This window comes from Rhizobium sp. BK112, from assembly GCF_014193215.1.
Taxonomy (GTDB): domain Bacteria; phylum Pseudomonadota; class Alphaproteobacteria; order Rhizobiales; family Rhizobiaceae; genus Rhizobium; species Rhizobium anhuiense.
On sequence record NZ_JACHYZ010000002.1, the window covers coordinates 402,543 to 423,379 of the forward strand.

The 20,837-nt window shown below is 61.8% G+C and carries 24 protein-coding genes and 2 pseudogenes; 9 read left to right on the forward strand and 17 right to left on the reverse strand.

From position 1 onward, the window contains the following. Window positions 1-44 precede the first annotated feature (44 nt). Together FHT75_RS07115 and FHT75_RS07120 are read right to left on the reverse strand one after the other, a co-directional pair. Window positions 45-236 carry a CsbD family protein gene (locus FHT75_RS07115; protein WP_003546001.1) on the reverse strand — a complete coding sequence of 64 codons (192 nt, stop codon included), beginning with the start codon at window positions 234-236 and terminating at the stop codon, window positions 45-47. Window positions 237-368: 132 nt separating this feature from the next. After that, window positions 369-974: a YqgE/AlgH family protein gene (locus tag FHT75_RS07120; protein ID WP_028755755.1), complete on the reverse strand. Its 606-nt coding sequence runs from the start codon at window positions 972-974 to the stop codon at window positions 369-371. Between the two features lie 141 nt (window positions 975-1,115). Here FHT75_RS07120 and FHT75_RS07125 point away from each other — a divergent pair, with 141 nt between their 5' ends. Next, the gene (locus FHT75_RS07125) at window positions 1,116-1,967 is read left to right on the forward strand and encodes a protein-disulfide reductase DsbD domain-containing protein (RefSeq protein WP_183851426.1); all 852 of its coding nucleotides are present in this window, start codon (window positions 1,116-1,118) and stop codon (window positions 1,965-1,967) included. Between the two features lie 105 nt (window positions 1,968-2,072). Continuing rightward, window positions 2,073-2,558, forward strand: a complete 486-nt coding sequence (locus FHT75_RS07130) for a peroxiredoxin (RefSeq protein WP_011650769.1) — start codon at window positions 2,073-2,075, stop codon at window positions 2,556-2,558. 247 nt (window positions 2,559-2,805) lie between these two features. On the opposite strand, the gene FHT75_RS07135 is transcribed toward FHT75_RS07130, so the two are convergent. The 4 genes from FHT75_RS07135 to FHT75_RS07150 all read right to left on the reverse strand — a co-directional run bounded on the left by FHT75_RS07135 (window position 2,806) and on the right by FHT75_RS07150 (window position 5,145). Further along, window positions 2,806-3,171 carry a DoxX family protein gene (locus FHT75_RS07135; RefSeq protein WP_028755753.1) on the reverse strand — a complete coding sequence of 122 codons (366 nt, stop codon included), beginning with the start codon at window positions 3,169-3,171 and terminating at the stop codon, window positions 2,806-2,808. Window positions 3,172-3,181: 10 nt separating this feature from the next. Beyond that, on the reverse strand, window positions 3,182-3,568 hold the full coding sequence (locus FHT75_RS07140; protein ID WP_028755752.1) for a nuclear transport factor 2 family protein: 387 nt from the start codon (window positions 3,566-3,568) through the stop codon (window positions 3,182-3,184). A 144-nt stretch (window positions 3,569-3,712) separates the two neighbouring features. Beyond that, the gene (locus FHT75_RS07145; RefSeq protein ID WP_028755751.1) at window positions 3,713-4,447 is read right to left on the reverse strand and encodes an SDR family oxidoreductase; all 735 of its coding nucleotides are present in this window, start codon (window positions 4,445-4,447) and stop codon (window positions 3,713-3,715) included. 122 nt (window positions 4,448-4,569) lie between these two features. Next, window positions 4,570-5,145: a TetR/AcrR family transcriptional regulator gene (locus FHT75_RS07150; protein ID WP_028755750.1), complete on the reverse strand. Its 576-nt coding sequence runs from the start codon at window positions 5,143-5,145 to the stop codon at window positions 4,570-4,572. 273 nt (window positions 5,146-5,418) lie between these two features. Here FHT75_RS07150 and FHT75_RS36245 point away from each other — a divergent pair, with 273 nt between their 5' ends. The 4 genes from FHT75_RS36245 to FHT75_RS07165 are packed head-to-tail and all read left to right on the forward strand — an operon-like array spanning window position 5,419 to window position 8,078. Then, on the forward strand, window positions 5,419-5,547 hold the full coding sequence (locus FHT75_RS36245; RefSeq protein ID WP_254961312.1) for a hypothetical protein: 129 nt from the start codon (window positions 5,419-5,421) through the stop codon (window positions 5,545-5,547). Next, the gene (locus FHT75_RS07155; protein ID WP_183844711.1) at window positions 5,544-6,293 is read left to right on the forward strand and encodes a metal ABC transporter ATP-binding protein; all 750 of its coding nucleotides are present in this window, start codon (window positions 5,544-5,546) and stop codon (window positions 6,291-6,293) included. Before FHT75_RS36245 ends, FHT75_RS07155 begins: the two co-directional genes overlap by 4 nt. Further along, on the forward strand, window positions 6,290-7,162 hold the full coding sequence (locus FHT75_RS07160) for a metal ABC transporter permease (RefSeq protein ID WP_028755748.1): 873 nt from the start codon (window positions 6,290-6,292) through the stop codon (window positions 7,160-7,162). Before FHT75_RS07155 ends, FHT75_RS07160 begins: the two co-directional genes overlap by 4 nt. A 16-nt stretch (window positions 7,163-7,178) precedes the next feature. Then, on the forward strand, window positions 7,179-8,078 hold the full coding sequence (locus FHT75_RS07165) for a metal ABC transporter solute-binding protein, Zn/Mn family (RefSeq protein ID WP_028755747.1): 900 nt from the start codon (window positions 7,179-7,181) through the stop codon (window positions 8,076-8,078). A gap of 36 nt (window positions 8,079-8,114) precedes the next feature. Here FHT75_RS07165 and FHT75_RS07170 read toward each other — a convergent pair whose 3' ends face one another. Both FHT75_RS07170 and FHT75_RS07175 read right to left on the reverse strand, forming a co-directional pair. Next, entirely contained in the window at window positions 8,115-8,423 is a 309-nt protein-coding gene (locus tag FHT75_RS07170; RefSeq protein ID WP_028755746.1) for a Dabb family protein, read from the reverse strand. A gap of 107 nt (window positions 8,424-8,530) precedes the next feature. Further along, entirely contained in the window at window positions 8,531-8,956 is a 426-nt protein-coding gene (locus FHT75_RS07175; protein ID WP_047614441.1) for a hypothetical protein, read from the reverse strand. An 85-nt stretch (window positions 8,957-9,041) separates the two neighbouring features. Here FHT75_RS07175 and FHT75_RS35750 point away from each other — a divergent pair. Continuing rightward, a pseudogene (locus FHT75_RS35750) lies at window positions 9,042-9,164 on the forward strand (TetR family transcriptional regulator); the annotation flags it as partial. An 87-nt stretch (window positions 9,165-9,251) separates the two neighbouring features. Here the strand turns inward: FHT75_RS35750 and FHT75_RS07180 are convergent. Beyond that, window positions 9,252-9,602, reverse strand: coding sequence for a DUF2200 domain-containing protein (locus FHT75_RS07180; protein ID WP_028755744.1), 351 nt, complete (start codon window positions 9,600-9,602; stop codon window positions 9,252-9,254). 389 nt (window positions 9,603-9,991) lie between these two features. On the opposite strand from FHT75_RS07180, the gene FHT75_RS07185 reads away from it, so the two are divergent. Further along, a complete protein-coding gene (locus tag FHT75_RS07185) occupies window positions 9,992-10,618 on the forward strand; it encodes a class I SAM-dependent methyltransferase (protein ID WP_028755743.1) in 627 nt (208 codons plus the stop codon). 33 nt (window positions 10,619-10,651) lie between these two features. Here the strand turns inward: FHT75_RS07185 and FHT75_RS07190 are convergent, their stop codons facing one another. Genes FHT75_RS07190 through thrC form a run of 4 tightly spaced genes read right to left on the reverse strand, consistent with a single transcriptional unit; the run spans window position 10,652 to window position 16,927 of the window. After that, window positions 10,652-13,564 carry a sensor domain-containing phosphodiesterase gene (locus FHT75_RS07190; RefSeq protein ID WP_028755742.1) on the reverse strand — a complete coding sequence of 971 codons (2,913 nt, stop codon included), beginning with the start codon at window positions 13,562-13,564 and terminating at the stop codon, window positions 10,652-10,654. Further along, window positions 13,561-14,175, reverse strand: a complete 615-nt coding sequence (locus FHT75_RS07195; protein WP_028755741.1) for a GNAT family N-acetyltransferase — start codon at window positions 14,173-14,175, stop codon at window positions 13,561-13,563. Before FHT75_RS07195 ends, FHT75_RS07190 begins: the two co-directional genes overlap by 4 nt. Window positions 14,176-14,203: 28 nt before the next feature. Further along, complete coding sequence (locus FHT75_RS07200) at window positions 14,204-15,499, reverse strand: M16 family metallopeptidase (protein WP_028755740.1); 1,296 nt, start codon at window positions 15,497-15,499, stop codon at window positions 14,204-14,206. Window positions 15,500-15,502: 3 nt separating this feature from the next. Next, complete coding sequence (gene thrC, locus FHT75_RS07205) at window positions 15,503-16,927, reverse strand: threonine synthase (protein ID WP_028755739.1); 1,425 nt, start codon at window positions 16,925-16,927, stop codon at window positions 15,503-15,505. A 263-nt stretch (window positions 16,928-17,190) separates the two neighbouring features. Between thrC and FHT75_RS07210 the strand changes: the two genes are divergently transcribed. Beyond that, window positions 17,191-17,838, forward strand: a complete 648-nt coding sequence (locus tag FHT75_RS07210) for a hypothetical protein (protein WP_028755738.1) — start codon at window positions 17,191-17,193, stop codon at window positions 17,836-17,838. Between the two features lie 137 nt (window positions 17,839-17,975). On the opposite strand, the gene FHT75_RS07215 is transcribed toward FHT75_RS07210, so the two are convergent. From FHT75_RS07215 to FHT75_RS35755, 4 genes and pseudogenes are all read right to left on the reverse strand, one after another. Further along, complete coding sequence (locus FHT75_RS07215) at window positions 17,976-18,665, reverse strand: HAD family hydrolase (protein ID WP_028755737.1); 690 nt, start codon at window positions 18,663-18,665, stop codon at window positions 17,976-17,978. A 4-nt stretch (window positions 18,666-18,669) separates the two neighbouring features. Next, window positions 18,670-18,867, reverse strand: a complete 198-nt coding sequence (locus FHT75_RS07220; RefSeq protein ID WP_176707415.1) for a hypothetical protein — start codon at window positions 18,865-18,867, stop codon at window positions 18,670-18,672. Window positions 18,868-19,019: 152 nt separating this feature from the next. Then, complete coding sequence (locus FHT75_RS07225) at window positions 19,020-20,429, reverse strand: Dyp-type peroxidase (RefSeq protein WP_028755735.1); 1,410 nt, start codon at window positions 20,427-20,429, stop codon at window positions 19,020-19,022. A 204-nt stretch (window positions 20,430-20,633) separates the two neighbouring features. Then, window positions 20,634-20,834 (reverse strand): annotated as a pseudogene (locus FHT75_RS35755) (hypothetical protein); the annotation flags it as partial. Window positions 20,835-20,837: the final 3 nt, after the last annotated feature.

A 20,837-nucleotide genomic window follows, 5' to 3' on the forward strand; every position in this document is an offset into this window, starting at 1 on the left:
CGCGAGGGCGCAGCAGGCATGGTGATAAAGGATGAGCGTCTGGCTCAGAGCCGGTCGACGGCGCCCTTGAGCTTGTCCTTGACCTTGCCGGTTGCGACCTGGCCCTTGCCCTTGGCTTCCTGGACGGCGCCCTTGGCCTGCATTTCGCGATCGTCCGTGGCCTTGCCGACGGCCTGCTTGGTCTTGCCGGCAATTTCGTTTGCCTTACCGGAAATCTTGTCGCTGGTGCTACCCATATGTGATGTCTCCTTGGTCGGCATGGGCCTCTTGCCCATGCTTGCCGAAATGAAACGTCACTTGCGGCTATTCGTTCCCACTGGCGCAAGCCAGCTGTTTCTCACGCCAGCTGTTCTCAGGCCAACTGCTTTTCAGGCATGCCCGGCTTCAGCCGAAAGCATGGCGGCGGTCACGCCCATGCCGGCGAGCGCCCGCTCGTATTTGTCGTCGAGACTGCGGTCGAAGATCAGTTCCTCATTGGCCGGGCAGGTGAGCCAGCCATTGTTGACGACTTCGCTTTCCAGCTGGCCGGCTGCCCAGGAGGAATAGCCGAGCAGCATCGTCGCCCGCGTCGGCCCGTTGCCCTTGGAGATGGCGCGCACGATGTCGAGCGTCGCCGTCAGGCAGATATCGTCGCTGACCGGGATCGAGGAGTCGCTGGCATAATCGTCCGAATGCAGCACAAAGCCGCGGCCGCTCTCCACCGGGCCGCCGGTCTGGATCGGGAAGTCGCGGGCGCGCTTCGGCAGCACGATCGAATCTTCCTGCTTGATCATGTCGAGATGCTGCAGCACATCGGTGAAGGTGAGGCTCTGAGGACGGTTGATGACGAAGCCCATGGCGCCGGCATCCGAATGCGCGCAGATGTAAATCACGGTGCGCGCAAAATTGCGGTCTTCCATGCCGGGCATGGCGATGAGGAACTGGCCATCGAAGAAGCCACGTTCCCGTCTGTTCTTCAGCGTCGATAAGGACATCGTTCCTCCTGCTGCCAGACCGCACCAAGGCCTCGACAAGAGAAACATGGGCCAATGTCACACATCAATCAACTGAAAATGAAGATTTAAATCGCCGCGACTTCTGGCGGTCAAACACCGCTTTCGGTAAACCTTTGTTCCATGATGATTATTTCCTCAGTCCCGCGCGGTTTTTTGATTGCGGTCGTTTCGGCGGTCGCAGCACTTGTGCCGTTTTCTTCGGTTCATGCGGAAATGAGCGGCTGGGTGGAGAACGAAGGCGGCCGCATGCGCCTGGTGGCGCTTGCGCCCGATGCCGGCGGCAAAATCCGCGCAGCGCTTCAGATCGAGCCGAAACCCGGCTGGATCACCTATTGGAAAGAGCCCGGCGGCAACGGCATTCCGCCCCAGTTCACCATCGCGACGGAAAGCGGCGTCACGCTCGATGCCATCGCCTATCCCGTTCCGAAACATTTTTTCAACGGCGCGATCGAGGATATTGCCTATGATGCGCCGGTGACGCTGCCGCTTTCGCTGAGCGCGGCCGGTAAGGGCCCGGTCGAGATCGATGCCGGCGCCTTCATCGGTATCTGCAAGGATATCTGCATTCCCTTCCAGGCGAATTTTCAGCTGAAGCTCGGCCCGGCCATGCAGTCGCGTCCGCAAGAGGAGGCGATCCTCCAGGCCGCCGATGCGAGCCTGCCGAAGCCGCCATCGGCGGATTTCGACGTGACCGCGCATGCGATGTCGCCGGACAGGAAGACGCTGTCGCTGACGCTGGTTTTGCCGAGTGAGGGGCCGAGCGACGGGAAAGCCGCGCCCGATATCATCGTCACCGGCCCGAGCGGCTATGCCTTCACCAAGCAGATCGGCGGCAAACGCGACGGCGCCACTTTCAAGGTCGATGTATCCATCGGCAAGCTGCCGAAGGATTACGACATATCGGGCAAGCGCTGGGGCGTGCTGGTGATCGACGGCGCAAGGGCGATGGAGACGACTCTTGCCTTTGAATGACTGGTCTTGCCTTTGAATGACCGGGTCTTATAGTCGCCGCAGAACCCCCGCGGCGCCCGCCGCCGCCAAGGCAGAACCCCAAAGCCACAACTCAAGGAGAAGACCATGACCATCGCGATCGGCGACAAGCTTCCTGCCGCCACCTTCAAGGAAAAGACGGCCGACGGCCCGGTCGAAATCACCACCGATCAGCTCTTCGCCGGCAAGCGCGTCGTGCTCTTTGCCGTGCCGGGCGCCTTCACGCCCACCTGCTCGCTGAACCACCTGCCGGGTTATCTCGAAAACCGCGACACCATCCTCGGCAAGGGCGTCGACGATATCGCCGTCGTTGCCGTCAATGACTGGCACGTGATGGGCGCCTGGGCGCAATCATCAGGCGGTATGGGCAAGATCCATTTCCTCGCCGATTGGGATGCCGGCTTCACCAAGGCCGTCGGCCTCGACGCCGACCTCTCCGCCGGCGGCCTCGGCCTCCGCTCCAAGCGTTATTCGATGCTGGTCGAGGACGGCGTGGTGAAAGCCCTCAACGTCGAGGAAAGCCCCGGCCAGGCAACCGTCTCGGGCGCTGCCGCGATGCTGGAACAGCTGTAAGCGTTTGAACAAGATCTGCCCCTCACCCTCTCCCCGTAAAAACGGGGCGAGGGGACGTGCCCTGCAACAGCGAGGTGGGAACCGAGAGGTTGCGGCTATCCCCCCTTCGCCCCGCCTGTGGGGAGAGGTGGCGGCAGCCGGATGACGGGCACGCGCCGATGGCAGGTTTGGAGAAACGCGCCTCCCGGAGCGTCGCATCCTTAAGCATCATGACAGATGAAGGCGGCCGTTCGGTCGCCTTTTTCGACTATGCAAGCGTCACCGGCTTCCGCCGAGCCGTCAGACGAGCGACGAGCCCGCAAAAACCCAGGACCACCATTGGCGGAACTGCATGCGCATATTCGCCGTGGAAGAGAACCGTCGCCACAGCCGCCAGCATCACGGCACTCCCGAGCAGGGAACCGTAAAGGCGCAATGGTTTGACGATGAGCATGACTGCTGCGGTGAATTCGCAGACGGCGGTCAGATAATGGAAGCTTTCCGGATAGCCCCACCGGGCGTAGTCCGCGGCAATTTCGGGGCTGACGAAGGTGTTGCCATAGGCGCCGATGAAGAAGAAGGCTGCAAGCAGCCAGGCAATGACGTTTGCCAGGGATAGGTTGACGAGAGACATCGGCGCGATCTCAACGCGGTGCTTGCAGAGCGAGAATGCGGCTCGCCAGACGCCAGCCTTTCGGCGTCCGCCGCAGCCGGTCGGTATAGGTCACGCTCGCCACCGCCCCATTCGACAACAGGCCAAGCCCCTTCGAGACGGTGGTGATCTCGTCGCCCGCGCCTTCCTGAACATACACATTCGTCGTGTGATGTGCTTTCGCATGACCGTCCCGGCTGGCCATATGGCAGATCGCTGCAATGCCCGTGACCGGAGCAAAGCCGAAAACGCTCGAGTCGAAATATGCATCCTCGGTAAAGACTTCACCGAACCTGTCCCATGCATGGTTGTCGACGAGGTGGGCCCAGAGCGAGAGGATTTGGTTGATCTCGACGATGTCATCCGTCGTTGGTTTCATGTCTCATGGTCCTTGAAAGGGGATGGGAGCGAATTCGCTGTCGCGGGCGGAAAGGCGGATGCCCCGTCCTCGGGACGCCACATCCGCCGTGTCGGCTGAACGGTGGTGCGCATGCCGGGCCGTCAAGCGCCCGGCCGCGGGCCGTTACCAGTTGATCGGGCCATTGGTGTTGAAAAACTGGCCGGTGGGTCCGGCGTCATCCAGCAAAGCATATTTGACCGGGGCCCGAACGCCGTCTTCGATCGTGATGTAGCCGCCGCCTCTGTTCAATTCGGTCATGACATAGCCGGGGCAGACGGCATTCACCTTGATCGGCGTATCTTTCAGCTCAAGGGCAAGCTGCACGGTCAGCATGTTGACCGCCGCCTTGGAGGCGGCATAGCCAAGCCATTTGACATCGGGGGAGGGATTGTTTGCATCGCCCGTCCACCAGAGCGAACCCACGCTGCTGGAAAGGTTGACGATGCGGCCGCTGGCCGCCTTGCGGATCAGCGGCAACAGTTTCTGGGTCACGATCACCATTCCGATGAAATTGACCTCATAGGATTCACGCAGGGTTTCGATGGAGGCGACGCTGGGGAAATCGTCGGTGTCGAGCAGCAGGATGCCCGCATTGTTGATCAGGATGTCGAGCCTGCCGAACCGCTCGCCGATCGAAGAGGCGGCGGCGTCGATCGTCTCAGGGCGATGGAGATCGATCTCGATCGCCTCGACCGCCAAGCCCTCCGCCCGCAATGTTTCGGCCTTTGCCCGCCCTGCGGCAAGATCGCGTGCGCCGAGAAGGACGAACACGCCTTCCCGGCCGAGCTGGCGAACCGTTTCAAAACCAAGGCCGCGGGTCGCGCCGGTGACGAGTGCAATCTTTTGATGTGTGGACATTTTATCTCCCAAGCAGGCGCGCTCGCAAGGCGAGGCTGTTTGCAATGACGTTGCTCAGCAACGCATCGTGAAATTGCATGGGAAATTATGTCTGTCAACGACAAATGTCACTAAGTGACATTTTATTTAAAGTGAACGACACCGGCGGCGCGATCGAAGAGATCGGCAAGTGACATGGCGGCTCCGCCATCCACCCAACTGTTTATCGATGCCCGAATGAGCGCGAAAACCGTTCCCGCGATCGTATAGGCGACAACATCCGGCAGCGGAGACCGTCTGTCCGGCGAGGCGAGAATATGGGCGATTTCGTCGATCAGTTCGGCGATCATCTGTTCCTTTCGCGCAGAAATGCTCCTGTTGGAGCGGATTGCCGTCTCGATGGCGAGAAAGAAACGCGACCTTTCGTCGAAAGCCGTAAGCATCGCCCGCGCGGCAGCAAGCAGTGCGACAACCGGCGGCTCCGAGGCGAGCCGCTCCGTCAGTTCCGCACGGATGATCGTCATGCCATCCTGCACCCAGCTGACGATCACATCCTCCTTTGTCGGGAAGTAGCGAAGCAGGGTGCGGGGCGACACGCTGACGGCGGCAGCGATATCGGCAATGGTCGTTTCCTCGAATCCACGCTTGTGGATCAGCTCCAACCCGGCCTCGAGCAGCTGCGCGCGCGTGCGATCCTTCTTATCTTCCCGAAGTCCCAAAATTGTCTCCACGCTGAACGGCGAGCTTCTTTTGACACATCATGCCATTTGTCGTCCAGCGACAGAAATTTTGGGTGGAGGGGTGCCGCCATATCAGCCCCGTCCTTCGAGGTCCCGCGGGGCACCTCAGGATGAACTGGAGAAAGGGCGCGGAATGGACCGGCGGCCGTTTGTCGCGCTTTACAATTGTGTGAGCAACTGCGCGCTCCCCGCCTCAATCTCGCCGCAATCGTTATAACATAACGGTAATGTTATTACATTGTAGGATGCGCTATGCCCCCGAGCCCCGACCGCCCCTCCGTCAGCCTGCTGGGACAGTCGGCATTTTCTAGGGTCATCGGCATCACGCTGGTCCTTGCCGTGCTCTGGCTGGCGATCCACTGGGCGGTTCTGCTGCCATGACGCCGCTGATCCGTCTGGAGAATCTGACCGTCGCCTACAACAGGCACCCCGCCGTCCACCACGTCTCCGGCGCCTTCGCCTCCGGCAGCCTGACGGCGATCGCCGGGCCGAACGGGGCGGGCAAGTCGACGTTGCTGAAGGCGATCATGGGTGAGCTTCGCCCGGCCGAGGGCAGGGTCGAGCATCGGCTGGGGCGGGCGGAATTCGGTTATCTCCCGCAGGCGACCGAGATCGACCGGCGCTTTCCGATCTCGGTGATCGACACCGTCATGCTCGGCGCCTGGAAGAAGGTGGGAGCCTTTGGCCGCATCGCGTCCGGCGAGATGAAAAGGGCAGGCGAGGCGCTCGCCGCCGTTGGCCTCGAAGGTTTCGGCCGGCGCCATGTCGGGTCGCTCTCGGCCGGCCAGTTCCAGCGCGTGCTCTTTGCCCGCCTGCTGCTGCAGGATGCCGGCATCATCCTGCTAGACGAGCCGTTTACCGCAATCGATGCCCGCACGACCAGGGACCTCGTCGATATCGTCACCCGCTGGCATGGCGAGGGCCGCACGGTGATCGCCGTGTTGCACGATTTCGAGCTCGTCCGCACGCATTTCCCGCAAACCCTGCTGCTCGCCCGCGAGCTGGTCGGCTGGGGTCCGACCACTGAGGTCATGTCGTCCGCCAATCTGTTGAAGGCCCGTGCCATGGCCGAGCGCTGGGATGAGGATGCCGCTGCCTGCGATCCCGAACAGGCGCCGGCGGCATGACGGCTTACGATCTCTTCCTCGCGCCCTTTGCCGATTTCGGCTTCATGCGCCGCGCCCTCGTCGCCTGCCTCTGCCTCGGGCTCGGCTCCGGCCCGATCGGCGTCTTCCTGATGCTGCGGCGCATGAGCCTGATGGGCGACGCGATGAGCCATGCCGTGCTGCCGGGAGCGGCGATCGGTTACCTCGTCGCCGGCTCCTTGTCGCTGACGGCGATGGGCCTCGGCGGCCTGATCGCCGGCCTGTCGGTGGCGCTGCTGTCCGGCGCCGTCAGCCGGATGACCGTGCTGCAGGAGGATGCGAGCTTTGCCAGCTTCTATCTCGCGTCGCTGGCGGTCGGCGTGCTGATCGTCTCGTTGCGCGGCTCGAATATCGATTTGCTGCATGTGCTCTTCGGCACCATCCTGGCGATCGATGCGTCGGCCCTTTATCTGATCGGCGCGATCACCTCGCTGACCCTCGTCATCCTCGCCTTCATCTACCGGCCGCTGGTGGCCGAATGCTTCGATCCGGGATTTCTGCGTGCCGTCGGCGGGCGCGGGCCGGTCTATCATGTGCTCTTCCTGCTGCTCGTGGTGCTGAACCTGGTCGCCAGCTTCCAGGCGCTCGGCACGCTGATGGCGGTCGGTCTGATGATGCTGCCGGCAGCCATCGCCCAGCTCTGGTCGCGCAGCCTGGCGGTGATGATGGCGATTGCGGCCGGAAGTGCCGCCGCCTCCGGCTATCTCGGCCTGATCGCCTCCTACCATCTCGAACTCGCCTCCGGCCCGACGATCATCATGACGGCGGCGATCCTCTACGGCTTTTCGATTTTTTTCGCGCCCTCCGGCCTGGCCCGGCGCTTCTTTCCCCGCCCGCATTTGAAGGGCTGATCCCAAGGAGACTTCGATGAACCCGAAAAGACTGCTTCTCTCCGCAGCAATCCCCGTTTTGATGGCGCTGTCGGCCATGCCCGCCTCCGCCGAAACACTGAAGGTTGTGGCGTCTTTCACGGTGCTTGCCGACGTCGTCAAACAGGTCGGCGGCGAGCATGTAAAGGTGACGAGCCTCGTCGGGCCGAACGGCGATCCCCATGAATTCGAGCCGTCGCCGGCCGATGCGAAGAATTTGAACGCGGCTCAGGTGACCTTCGTCAGCGGCGAGGGGCTGGAAGGCTGGATGGACCGGCTGATCACCGCCTCGGGCTACAAGGGCAAGCCGGTCACCGTCTCCGAAGGCATTGCCACCCGCACCATGGAAGAGGACGGCGAGAAGATCACCGATCCGCATGTCTGGAACAGCCCCGTCAACGTCAAGATCTGGGTCGCCAATATCGAAAAGGCGCTGTCGGCGGCCGATCCGGCCGATGCGAGCGCCTTCAAGGCCAATGCCGAGAACTACACCAAGACGCTTGACGCGCTGAACGCCTATGCCCATGCGAAATTCGACAAGGTCGCCGACGATCGCCGCAAGGTGCTGACCAGCCACGATGCCTTCGGTTACTTCGGCCGCGAATATAATATCAGCTTCCTCGCCCCGCTCGGTCTGTCCACGGAGAGCGAGGCCTCTGCCGCCGACGTCGCCAAGCTGATCGAGCAGATCAAGAGCGAGCGGGTGAAGGCCTATTTCTTCGAGAATTCCAACGATCCGCGCCTGGTCAAGCAGGTCGCCAAGGCAACCGGCGCCGAGCCCGGCGGCGAGCTCTATGTCGAATCGCTCTCCGACGCCAAGGGACCGGCGCCGACCTATGAAAAGATGTTCAAATACAATGTCGACCAGCTCGCCGCCGCCATGGCGAAATCGAGCTGATCAGTTGAGGCACTGCGGGGTTTGACCCCGCAGTCTTCACTGATTGAGGTCGAAGACCAGAATGCCGGCAAGGCCTCCATCCGTCGAGGAGACGATGCGCTCGCCCACAGCCACATGTTCGGGATGGATGAGATAAGCGTCGCGGGCTTCGGCGCTTTCGAAGGTCACCGCAAAACCGTCGACGAAGCCGCCATGCAGCCCCTCGGGCGAAACGTTCGGCCCGTATTTGATATCCAATATGCCGGGAATGACCTGTTTCAGGGCAACGATCGCGTCGAACAGCGATTGCTTGTCGTCGGCCGTCATCGCCGTCTTCAGCCGCAGGAATACGCAGTGCAGGATCATCATGGTCCTCCCGATTTTCTTTGGCTGGAGAATAGCGGCGAAAACCGGGAGAGCAATGAGATTTATTTTCACGCAGGCGTTGCGCTGCGGGCCGGGCCCCGGGCAGATTACATCTGGTCGGTCTTGACCAGGGGCCGCTTGTAGATCTTCTGGACGAGATCGCTCGCCAGCGCCCGGGCTTCGTCTTTCTGGGCCGCCGTCATCGGCCGGCAGGTGTTCCTGGTGTTTGAACTGTCGAGCACGGTCGTCGAACCGGAATTGGCGATGACCAGATGCCAGCTGCAGGAGGCGACCCTGTCGATGGCGACGGCACCATGGCAACCGGTGGACAGGCAGAAGGCAACGGTGACCTGCGCCCCGTGGTCGCCTTTATAGGCCAGCTCGACGGCTTTCTTGATATCCGTGACCCATCGCTGGCATTGCGCCTGTTTTGCCCCCGGCTCGCAGCTCTTGGTGACGGGAGTGATGTCGCCGGCCTGAAGCGGCGATACGCAAAAAACACCCATTGAGAGGGCGAGCAGAAACTTTAGCATGGGATTTTCCTTGTGCAAGCAATGAGAGGCGCACATCGCAGGCCGTTGGTCAATGGCCGTTTATGGGAGGGAAGGGGCGTGGCCGACAGCTTTCAGCCAACACCATCCTGCAATCGAACGCTCTCGTCTGCTGCTGGACGATGATTGGGGCGGCGCTTTCCGGAAAGGCCTCTGCTTGCTGCTCGATCGCCTTGCTGGGAGACAATGAACATTCGTCATTTCCGGACGAGACAGTGCCGGATTCCGAGCGCGTGCCATGGGTGATCGCGGATGCTTCCGCGACATGGATTCCTGGCTATTTCCGCAGGATTTTCTCCATCGCTTTCCCCTTCGCGAGTTCGTCGATCAATTTGTCCAGATAGCGGATTTCCCGCATCGTCGTTTCTTGGATGTCTTCCACGCGGACACCGCAGATCACGCCGGTAATCAATGATCGGGAGGGATTCATCTGAGGCGCTTGCGCAAAGAAATCCTCGAAGTTGGTCTTCTCAGCCAATTGATCGTCCAGGCTCTGCTGGCTATGGCCCGTCAGCCAACAGATGATGTCATCGACCTCTGTCTTCGTGCGTCCCTTCTTCTCTGCCTTGGCGACATAGTGAGGGTAGACGCTCGCGACGCTGACTGAATAGATGCGATGCTTCGTCATGCCTGCTCCTCAACGTTCCAGATGTTTTCAGGCTTGAGATAGCTGATTTCTAGACCTCAGACGACCGCCACGGGGCCGGCTGCGGACCGGAAGCTTTGAGGTCTTGGCCAAGAAGAGGCAGGTCATCCGCTCTCCACGCCAAAATTTTCTGCCAAGACGCCTTTGATCTGAGGTCCGCTTTCGGGCGATGCAAACCTATCGGAACGACAGAAATGACGGCGCGTTGCCGCCCGGCAGCATTGGCTCGGTCGGTGATCTCTGACCGCATTTCTGCTAAAGCTCGGAAGCAAATCGCGCGCGACGTCACCCACTGCCGAAGTGTGAAGGGCGCAACGGACTGAAGGGCCTCTCGCTTATCAGGCCTCTTGTCTTGAAGGAGGAATGCCAGGATGAGCACCGACCTGGATACCGTGCGGTCCTATGATACGGTCGCGGCGGAGTACGCTGCGGAGGCCGCGGCGATGCCCGAATGGGTCGCGACAGAGATCGATGCGTTCGTGACCGGGCTGGGCGGCTCGGGCAGGGTGCTGGAGATCGGAAGCGGTGGCGGGCGAGATGCACTTGCGCTTGAGAAGCGGGGAATTAGCGTCCGGCGCACCGACATTGCAAAGGGTTTCGTCGAACTGCTTCGCGAAAATGGCTTCGAGGCCGACCTGTTGGACCCGCTGACCGAAGACTTGGCCGACCCGCAGCGTCCCGGCACGCCGTACGACGGGATCTGGGCCTGTGCCTGCCTGATTCATGTCGCGCGCGAGGATTTCGGCACGGTGCTCGGACGGCTTGCCGAGGCGACCCGGACCGGTGGCCGATTGCACGCCTCGGTAAGAGAGGGCGAAGGCGAGGACGTGTCCACACATGGCAGTGCTGCAGCGCCCCGGCGCTACGTCGAGACGTACTGGCGCGAGTTTGCCCTGCGGTCCGCACTCACAGACGCCGGCTGGATCGTCAGCGAGGTGCGTCTGTGCGTCGGAAAGCCCCATGATCGGTGGCTGACCGTCCGGGCGAGCCGGGCGTGACGCACATAGAACTTGCGGGAATGGCCGTTCCGCTCAGGCCCGTTTCGTCAGCGGAAAGCGGTCGCGCAGCAGCCGCAGTACCGATTCCGAAGGGATCGGCGGCCCGAACAGGTAGCTCTGGCCGTAGCTGCAGCCCATCTTGGCGAGTTCGATCGCGTCCTCGTTGGATTCGATCCCCTCGGCCACCACCTTCATCTCCAGCTCGCGCGCCATCGATATCACCGACCGGAGCACGGTCGCCTTCTTGTCGCTGCCGTCGCGCACCAGCGCCTTGTCGAGCTTGATCGTGTCGAAGGGGAAGCGGGTGAGATAGGCGAGCGACGAATAGCCGGTGCCGAAATCGTCGAGCGCCAGCCCGATGCCGGCCTCCTTCAGCTTCTGCAGCACGAGGCGGGCCTGTTCCGGATTTTCCATCACCATGGATTCCGTCAGTTCGAGCTTGAGCCGCGAGGGATGGCAATGCGTCTTGGCGAGAACCGAGCGCACGTCGTCATAGAGTTCGTTGTTGAGCAGCTGCACGCTCGACAGATTGATCGAGACGAAGATCGGCAATTCGCCGGTCTGGTGCTGCCAGCTCATCAGATCGTTGGTCGCCTGTTCCAGCGCGAACATGCCGAGCGGGCCGATGAGATCGGAGGACTCGGCGATCGGAATGAATTCGGATGGCGGAATATTGCCGCGTTTGGGATGTTCCCAGCGCATCAGCGCCTCGAAACCGGCAATCTCGACATCCTCCAGCCTGGCGATCGGCTGATAGACCATCGACAATTCCTTGCGCTCGATGGCGCGGCGCAGATCCGTTTCCAGCTGCAGCCGATCGGTGCCGAAATCGCGGAAGGCCGGCTGGAACGGTTCGACGCGGTTGCCGCCCGCCCGTTTTGCCCGGTACATCGCAAGCTCGGCGTCACTGAGCAGGCCGGTGGCGCTTTCCTGCCGGTCGACCCAGGAGGCGAGCCCGACCGAGGCCGTCAGGATGATCTCGCGATTGGCGAAGTTGATCGGCACCATGATCGCCTTGCTGATCGCATCGGCGAAATCGGCGACCTTGGCCGGATTGTGCTCGGACACCAGGATCAGGCCGAACTGGTCGCCGGCAAGCCGGGCCAGCGTGTCCTGCGGCTTCAACAGCCGGCGCAGCCGCCGCGTCAGCGCGATCAGGATGTTGTCGCCGGCAGCCACCCCGAGCGAATCATTGACCAGCTTGTAGCGGTCGATGTCGATCACCATCACCGTCGGCCGCAGCGTGTCGCCGCCCGGCGCCAGCGCCAGCACCGATTGCAGCCGGTCGAGGAAGACCTGGCGGTTCGGCAGGCCGGTCAGATTGTCGTGCAGCGCATCGTGCAGCAGCCGCTCGACGGAATTCTTCTGCTCGGTCACGTCGACGATGGTGCCGACGCAGCGGATGATCTCGCCGTTCGAGCCGAGCACCGGCCGGGCGCGGATCAACAGCCAGTGGAAATGCCCGTCCTCGGCGCGGATGCGGAACTCGTGGTTCAGCCGCCCGCGGCGGTGTTCGAGCAGCACGTCGAGTGTCGCGCGGAAGCGGTCGCGGTCGTCGGGATGCAGCCGCGGCAGCCAGTTGCGCGCCGCGCCATGCATGGTGCCCGGCGATAGGCCGAGCTTGGTCGAGACATCGGGAATGGTAACGACGCGGTCGCGCGCCACATCCCAATCCCAGACCATGTCGCCGGAGCCGGTCAGCGCCAGCGATTGCCGCTCGAGATCGGAAAACAGCCCCTGCTGGAACGCGCCGCCGGCAAAGGCATGCTGCATCACGGTGAAGCCGATCAGCAGCACGATGAGCACCAGGCCGCCGCCGAGGGCGGGCTGGATGATGTCGTTGTCGAGCCGCCCGGTGACCGTCAGCCACGCCCCGAACAGCCAGACGAGGATCAGCGCCCAGGCCGGCACCAGCAGGATGGCGCGGTCGTAGCGGTTGAAGCCGAGATAGATGATGAGCAGCAGCCCCATCGTCGCCGTCAGCGCGAAGGAAAGCCTGGCGATACCGGCGGCGATCGACGGATCGTAGATCGCCACGCCGAAGAGCAGGGCAAGGCCGAGCACCCAGGCAAGCGTGGCGTAGCCGAGATGCGCATGCCAGCGGTTGAGGTTCAGATAGGTGAACAGGAAGATGACGAAACTCGACGCCAGCGCCACCTCCGCGCAGGCGCGCCATATTCGCTGGTCTGCCGAGGCGACGCTGATGAGCTTGCCGAGAAAGCCGAAATCGACGCAGATATAGCCGAGCACCGCCCAGGCGAGGGCCGCCGTCGCCGGCAGCATCGAGGTGCCCTTGACGACGAAGAGAATGGTCAGGAACACGGCGAGCAGGCCGGCAATGCCGAGCACGATGCCGCGATAGAGCGTGAAGGCGTTGATCGTATCCTTGTAGGCGTTCGGTTCCCAGAGATAGATCTGCGGCAGCTCCGGCGTCGACAGTTCGGCGACGAAGGTGATGACGGCGCCGGGGTTCAGCGTGATGCGGAAGACGTCGGCCTCGTCGCTCGGCTGCCGGTCGAGCGCGAAGCCTTCGCTCGGGGTGATGGCGCTGATGCGCTGCGAGCCGAGATCCGGCCAGAACAGCTTGGAATTGACCAGGCGGAAATGCGGGGCGACGATGACGCGCTCGAGCTGTTCTTCCGAGACATTGGCGAGCGCAAACACCGCCCAGTCGCCCTGATGGTTCTCCGAGCTCGCCCGGACTTCGATGCGGCGGCGGATGCCGTCCGCACCCGCGGCCGTCGAAACCTGGAAGGCCTCGCCCTGGTTCACATAGATCTCGGTCGTCGCGGTCAGGTCGAGCGCGGTATCGTCGCGGGAAATCTTCACCGGTTCGGCCGCCTGGGCCGTACCCGCCACGAAGGCGAAGGCCGCCAGGAAAAGGGCTGCGATCACCGCGATCACTCGTCCGGACGGTGACTTGGGCAGCATGCGGTCTCTGGTCATCGGCTGTCGGTTTTCCTGCCTTTATCCGTATCGGTGGCGAGACGTGAAAACATCACATGATCATGCCACTGACCGTTGATCTTCAAATATCCGCGCAGATAGCCTTCTCGCTGAAACCCGGCCTTTTCAAGCAGACGGATGCTGCGCGCGTTATCTGGAATACAGGCTGCTTCGATACGGTGCAACTCAAGCCCGGTGAAGATGTAAGGAATAACCATTTGCAGGGCGGCGAACATGTGCCCCTGGCCGGCATGGCGCTCGCCCATCCAGTAGCCGATCATGCAGCTTTGTGCCGCACCCCTCCTGATGTAGCCGATGGTGATGCCGCCGACGAGCGTCATGTCGCCTTTGAGGAAAATGAACAGCGGGACCGCCTGGCCCGAGGCATATTCCTGCTTGCCGCGGATGACGCGGGCGCGATAGGCGCCCTCGGTCAACTCGTCGCGCCGCCAGGTCGGCTCCCAGGGTTCGAGGAATTTGCGGCTTTCGGCGCGCAGCCGGTGCCACTGGTTGAAATCCTGGTAGCGCGGCAGGCGCAGGAGATATCTGTCGTTCTCCAGCTCCACCGCTTCCGGCTGCCGCGACAGAAACCGAAAAACGGATTTTGCCATCGATTACTCCCGGCAGACGGACGTCGGATCAGCTTGCCTGCAGCGTCTTCGACGCCGGGACCGAAAGCGAGGCGGTGATATCTTCCATCGGCGCGAGCTGCTCCAACGGCCCGATCGCCGAAAGCGTCGGCACCGTGTCGTAGAACAGCCGGCCGGCAAGGTCGGTCAGCCGCTCGATGGTGATGCCTTCCAGCCGCTCCATCATCTCCGGATTGGAAATCGGCCGGCCGTAGAGCATCATCTGCCTGGCGATCTGGCCGGCGCGGGCAGCCGGGCTCTCCTGGCCCATCAGCAGCTGGGCGCGGATCTGCGCGCGGGCGCGCTCGATTTCCTTCTGGTGGATGGCATCGGTGGACTTGTGCAGCTCGTCGATGATGACCGGCAACAGCTCCGGCAGGTTTTCACCGCCGGTTGCGGCATGAATGCCGAAGATGCCGGTGTCGGAAAAGCCCCAGTGGAAGGCATAGACGGAATAACAGAGGCCGCGGAACTCGCGCACTTCCTGGAAGAGCCTGGAGGACATGCCGCCGCCAAGGATATTGGCGAGGATCTGCGAGCAGTAGAAATCGCGGGCATGATAGGGCTTGCCCTCGAAGCCGAGCAGGATCTGGGCGTCCATCAGGTCGCGCGGTTCGCGCACGCTGCCGCCGATATAACGCGCCGCTTCCATGACGGGCGGGGCGGAAGGCGAAGTCGGCAGGCTCGCAAAACGATCCTCGACCATGCGGACGAATTCATCATGCTCGACGGCGCCGGTCGCCACCACGAACATGCGGTCGGTCGTGTAGTTGCGGCCGAGATAGCCGCGGATCTGCTGCGGCGTGAAGGAGACGACGGTCTCCGGCGTGCCGAGGATCGCCCGGCCGAGCGTCTGGTCGCGATAGGCGGCTTCGGAGAACCGGTCGAACACCACGTCGTCGGGCGTATCGTTGGCGGCGTTGATCTCCTGCAGGATCACCTGCTTCTCACGCTCCAGTTCCTCCTCCTCGAAAGCCGATTCCGTCAGGATGTCGGCGAGGATATCGACGGCGAGCGGCACATGATCCTTGAGCACGCGGGCATAATAGGAGGTCGTCTCGGTCGAGGTCGCGGCGTTGACTTCGCCGCCGACATCCTCGATCTCCTCGGCAATCTGGCGGGCCGAGCGGCGCGCCGTGCCCTTGAAAGCCATGTGTTCGAGCAGGTGGGCGATGCCGTGCTCGTCTCCCGTCTCGTTACGCGATCCTGATTTGATCCAGACTCCGAGCGCGACACTTTCAAGGTGCGGCATGGTTTCTGTGACTACTGTCAGCCCGGATTTGAGCCGGGTGCACTCAACTGTCATTGGCTATCTTTCTGCGCCTGCTGTCGTCTCGCCACGGGCATGTTTGCCGATAAAAGTCTCAACGGCTTTCAGCTCCGGCTTGATGATCTGGAAACGCTCCTCCCTGTGCATCACATCAGCAAGCCACGTCGGAAGCGCCGGGTCAATACCGCAAGCGGATTTTACGGCGACGGGGAATTTCGCCGGATGCGCGGTCGAAAGCGTCACCATCGGCGTATTCGGCTTCTCTTTCTTCGCCGCAACGAAGACGCCGATCGCCGAATGCGGATCCAGCAGATAACCGGTCTCGGCATGGGTCTTGCGGATCGTCTCGGCCACCTGTTTCTCGCTGGCGCGGCCGGCGCGGAAGTCGCGGCGGATCGCCTTCAGCGCTTCAGGAGCAATCTCGAAGCCATTGGATTGTTTGAGACTCTCCATCGCCGCGCGCACCTTCGAGGCGTCGCGCCCATAGGCTTCGAACAGCAGCCGTTCGAAGTTCGACGAGATCTGGATGTCCATCGACGGCGAGCTCGTCGCCTTGACCGCCTTCATGTCGTAGCGGCCGGTCTTCAGCGTCCGCGCCAGGATGTCGTTCTCGTTGGTGGCGATTACCAGCCGGTCGATCGGCAGGCCCATGCGCTTGGCGCAATAGCCGGCGAAGATGTCGCCGAAATTGCCGGTGGGCACCGTGAACGAGATCTTCCGGTCCGGTCCGCCGAGGGCGACGGCCGCCGTGAAATAATAGACGATCTGGGCCATGATGCGCGCCCAGTTGATCGAATTGACGCCGGATAGACGAACCTTGTCGCGGAAGGCCACGTCGTTGAACATCGCCTTCACCAGGTTCTGGCAATCGTCGAAATTGCCCTCGACGGCAAGCGCATGCACGTTTGGCGAAGACGAGGTCGTCATCTGTCGCTGCTGCACCGGCGAGACCTTGCCGTGCGGGAAGAGAATGAAGATATCGGTGCGCTCGCGGCCCGCAAAGGCGTCGATCGCCGCCCCGCCGGTATCGCCCGAGGTGGCGCCGACGATCGTCGCCCGCTCGCCGCGCTTTTCCAGCGCATAGTCCATCAGCCGGGCGAGCAGCTGCATCGCCACGTCCTTGAAGGCGAGCGTCGTGCCGTGGAAGAGCTCCATGACGAAGCTGTTCGGCCCGGTCTGGATGAGCGGCGCGATCGCCGGGTGGCGGAAGGTGCCGTAGGCCTCGTCGATCATCGCCCGGAACGTGTCGTCGGGGATCTCGCCGTTGGTGAAGGGCGACAGGATGGTGAAGGCCACTTCCTGATAGGTCTTGCCGCGCAGTGCCCGGATCTCCTTCTTCGAGAAGCTCGGCCATTTACGGGGAACGTAGAGCCCGCCGTCGCGCGCCAGCCCGGTCAGCAGGGCGTCGCAAAAGCCGAGGGAAGGGGCCTCGCCGCGGGTCGAGATATAGTCCACGTTCGTCATCCTTGATCTATCGCTGGAAGAAATCCGGCCGGGCGCAGCCGTGGCTTGCTCTGCCGAAAATTGGAGAGGGGCTGCCCCGTAGGCACGCCATCGCGGGTATCCTGTTGAAGTTGCCCGCATCCGGCGGCGAAAAGTGCATCAAAACGGCGCTTACCCAATCGATTTTTGTTTGCGCCGCTGATATAGACCATCGCAAACCGTCATGAAAGGCCTCGCGGAAAAGACATGGGGCCTCCAAGAAACGCTTGTACAAGGGATGGAATATGGTGCTCGGCAAGGTCTCGCGTCTCATCGTCTCCGCATCTTTTCTTGCCCTGCTCGCCGGCTGCAACTCGCTCGGCATAGGCGGAGACAGCAAGTCGTCTGCACCGCCGACCCAGCCGAACGGCACCGCCCAGATCATGCCGCTGGCACCCGCCAATCCCTCGTCGAACAATCCGTCGATCGGCACGGCCACGACCGCGCAGGGCACCGTTGCCCCGGTCGTCCAGGGCGCCTGCCCGCAGATCTTCATGCGTGACCAGGATGCGATCTTCCGCACCTATGCCAAGGGCAAGAAGGACGATCCGCAGCAGATCGTCTACCAGGCCTCCTTCGGCGATTACACCCGCCAGTGCACGCTGAACGACACCAACCTGACGATGACGGTCGTTGCCCAGCTGCGCCTGATCACCGGCCCGGCCGGTGCGCCGGGCCCGCTGACGCTGCCGATCCGCGTCACCATCCTCGACGGCGAGAACGTGCTCTATTCCGAGGTCACCAAGTTCGCGACCGAGATCCCGGCGGGTGCGCCTGGCACGCAGGTGATCTTCCGCAAGGAAGGCATCAAGATGCCGGTCGGCGCAGGCGCCCTGGTGCGCGTCAATGTCGGCTTCGACACCCAGCCGGCGAAGACCAAGAAGAGCAGCTAAGCAATTCGGCCTTCGGCCTACACTGGCCTGGGAGCTCATCGATAGCGGCCCCTCATCCGGCTGCCGCCACCCGGTCAGGCTAGGGTGAGGGCAGCCGTACGCTCAAACCAGAGCGGGCTAGCGGCGCTTCGGGCGCCTCAAAGAACGTTGTCCCAGGCGGCCAAGGCGGCGACGACGCCCGGCAGGTCGTTCATGCGCGAGATCGCCGTTTCGGCGCCGGCATCGGTCAATTTATCGGCATGGGCGGGATAGCTGTGCGAGGCGCCGGTAAAGCCGATGACGCGCATGCCGGCGGCACGCGCCGCATGCACGCCGTGAACGGAATCCTCGACCACGACGACCTTGTCGGGCGAAACACCCATCTGGCTTGCGCCGTGCAGGAAGATATCGGGCTTCGGCTTGGCGCGGTCGGGGCCGAGATCCTTGGCGGAGAAAATGTTGGGTGCAAAAAGCGGCTTCAGCCCCACCTTGGTCAGCATCATGTCGAGCCGCTTGGTGCTGGAATTCGAGCAGATGCAACGCTTCATCGGCAGCCGGGAGACGGCGAATTCGACGCCCGCAATGGCCTTGACGTCCTGCGCCAGCCGGAGGTCGAGCATCTTTTCCGACTTATCGAGCAGCGAGGCCGAAAGCGGGATGCTCGCCTCGCGCTCGATCTGCAGCAGGATGTTGCGCCATGTCATGCCGGCGAAACGCTCGCCCATTTCCTCGACGCCGATCGGATAGCCGGCCTCCGTCAGCAGCGCGGATTCGACTTCCGCCGCGATGATTTCGGAATCGACGAGAACGCCGTCGCAGTCGAAGATGATGAGGTCGAAGCCGTCCATATGTTCACGCCTTGCTGAAATCTGGGCCGAAAGCCTGGGTCTTGTCCGGGGATGCTGCGGCTTTACACGATGCCCGCCCAAAGCTCAACCGGATCTCAAGCATGGCTGCGATGCGGCAAGCGACCGGCTCCGGCGTTGCTGCCGGATCGACGGCGTAGGCCACCGTCATCCCGGCCTCGACAAGCAGGAACTCGCGTGCCACCGAAGGCGCATCGGAGGGAGCCGGAAGGCACAATCGCACGCCGCATCAGCCGAATGCTCGCCTAGCATCGTGCGCGGCGCTATCAGGTGAGAGCGCCTGGAAATGACCGTGGAATGACGTCGGCAGGATTGCCCGCCAACGTCATGGCAAGCTTAAAGCGAGCTCAGAAACGCGAGGGACGGCATAAAGAAATATTCGCCTCCCTTCATCTTCACCGCTTGAGGAACGGTTGCAACGGTCTTGAGGGAGCCGGGATCACCCCAGATGGCGGCCCCTTCCATATCTGGTCGCGCAGCATCTTGTTTTGTTTGACCGATGACCGGATCGACCCCAGGCGCTGGAAAGCCGGTCGGCACAGCTGGGAAACCGGGATTGTTGGCCCAATTTTTCTGCGTGAATTCGAACTGATTGCCTATATCACTGTTGAACGCCATGAATAACAGGCCGACGTATTTACTCGGTTTGTTCTCGATCTTGCCATCGTTCGGATTATCTGTTCGCACGCCATAGGTTTGGCCGCGTCGGGCCATGAGGTGCTTTCGTTCGCCAGCACTGTTTTCGAACCCGCCCGACCCGCGCGGATTGGTTTTTCGGATATGCCCTGAAAAGGGACACTTCGCGCCGCTCTTGTCGCTGAAGTAGTTGAAGTTGTTCGGGACGGGTGACTCAACGCCGTCTTCTGACTGCATCGTGACCGGCGTTCCGTCCTCAAAGCGCCCGACGACCATGGCGCCGGCCCTTTCGTCATCAGCTCCGAACAAGCGATCTGCAAGTTTCTGCTCTTGCCTTTTGAACCGGCGGACGTTTTGTTCCAGCTTCCGGTATACGAAGTAACTTCCGAAATGAACGGCCGGATCGGGCGCTGCTGGATCTGGAACAATAACCTGTTCTAATGGGAAAGCCGGATCCCAGTTCGCAATTCCATCTGTCACGTTTTCTTCCGCGTCGATGTCTTCCAGCAGAAACAGCGGCTGGCTGCGCCCATCGACATAGCCGAAGTGTTCGATACCTTCTCTATTGTCATTGTGAAGGCCCAGGCCATCTTGCGTCCCCACGATTGTTACCCCATGCGAGGCCTGGATCAAGTTTACCACCTGATCGTGAGCGGTGACCTTGGTGTCATTGAGCATATCTCCCACCAGAACGACCGCATGGATGGGATTGCGAAAATAAGAATCCCACCTGCTGACATCAGGGTCATTCAAGTCGGATTTTTGCATGCCCGCGCGAAATATCGGATCGCTCGGCCTTTGGGCGATTTGGAGGGCTTGATAGCCCTCGTCAGTAAGGCCAAGCCCGATGTACGGCGTTCCCGGCGTCGAAGGTTTGGCTTTGAATGCTTCAATTTCGATTAAATGCTGCTTTGCCGATTTCATCAGCGTCGTGGAAATTGCCCGAAGGAAGCTTTTGGCAGCTTCCTTATTGTCAAACCGCAGAAAAAGCAGAGTCAAAAACTCACGAACATGCGCCTTGATGATGTTCGGCTGAAGGTTGTCAAGCATAGTGCTGTCGTCGGCAGATGGATTTTTCCATGAGATTGGAGAATTTAACGTGACGGACATCTTGCGTTCCTCCGTTAATGACATCGTCATTAAACAACAGGTAGCATATTAGAGTCAACACAACCATTTATTGTTTGATTTGTATTTCCGATGGCGTGTTGAATCTTTTGCCGTTTTTGATCTGCAAACGAACCTATTGGCATCAGGCTGCGCTAGATGTCCTCGATGCTGCGGGTGAGGGGTGGTGGACTTTGATCTGATTTATCACCCGCCCTCTTGGATAGGCTCTGCTGCCACTGCCGGAGGGTGCAGTCGCTGCCGGTCGCCTTCCGCTGAGAAGATGATCGGGCGACTTTCCGCCGCCCGGCGCGCCCAGACTTTGTCGAAGAAACTTGACAGCAGGGCCTCGCCGAGACGGCCGGCAAGATCAGCCCGCCTTTCGTTACAGTCGAGGCAGGAGCGGCAGCC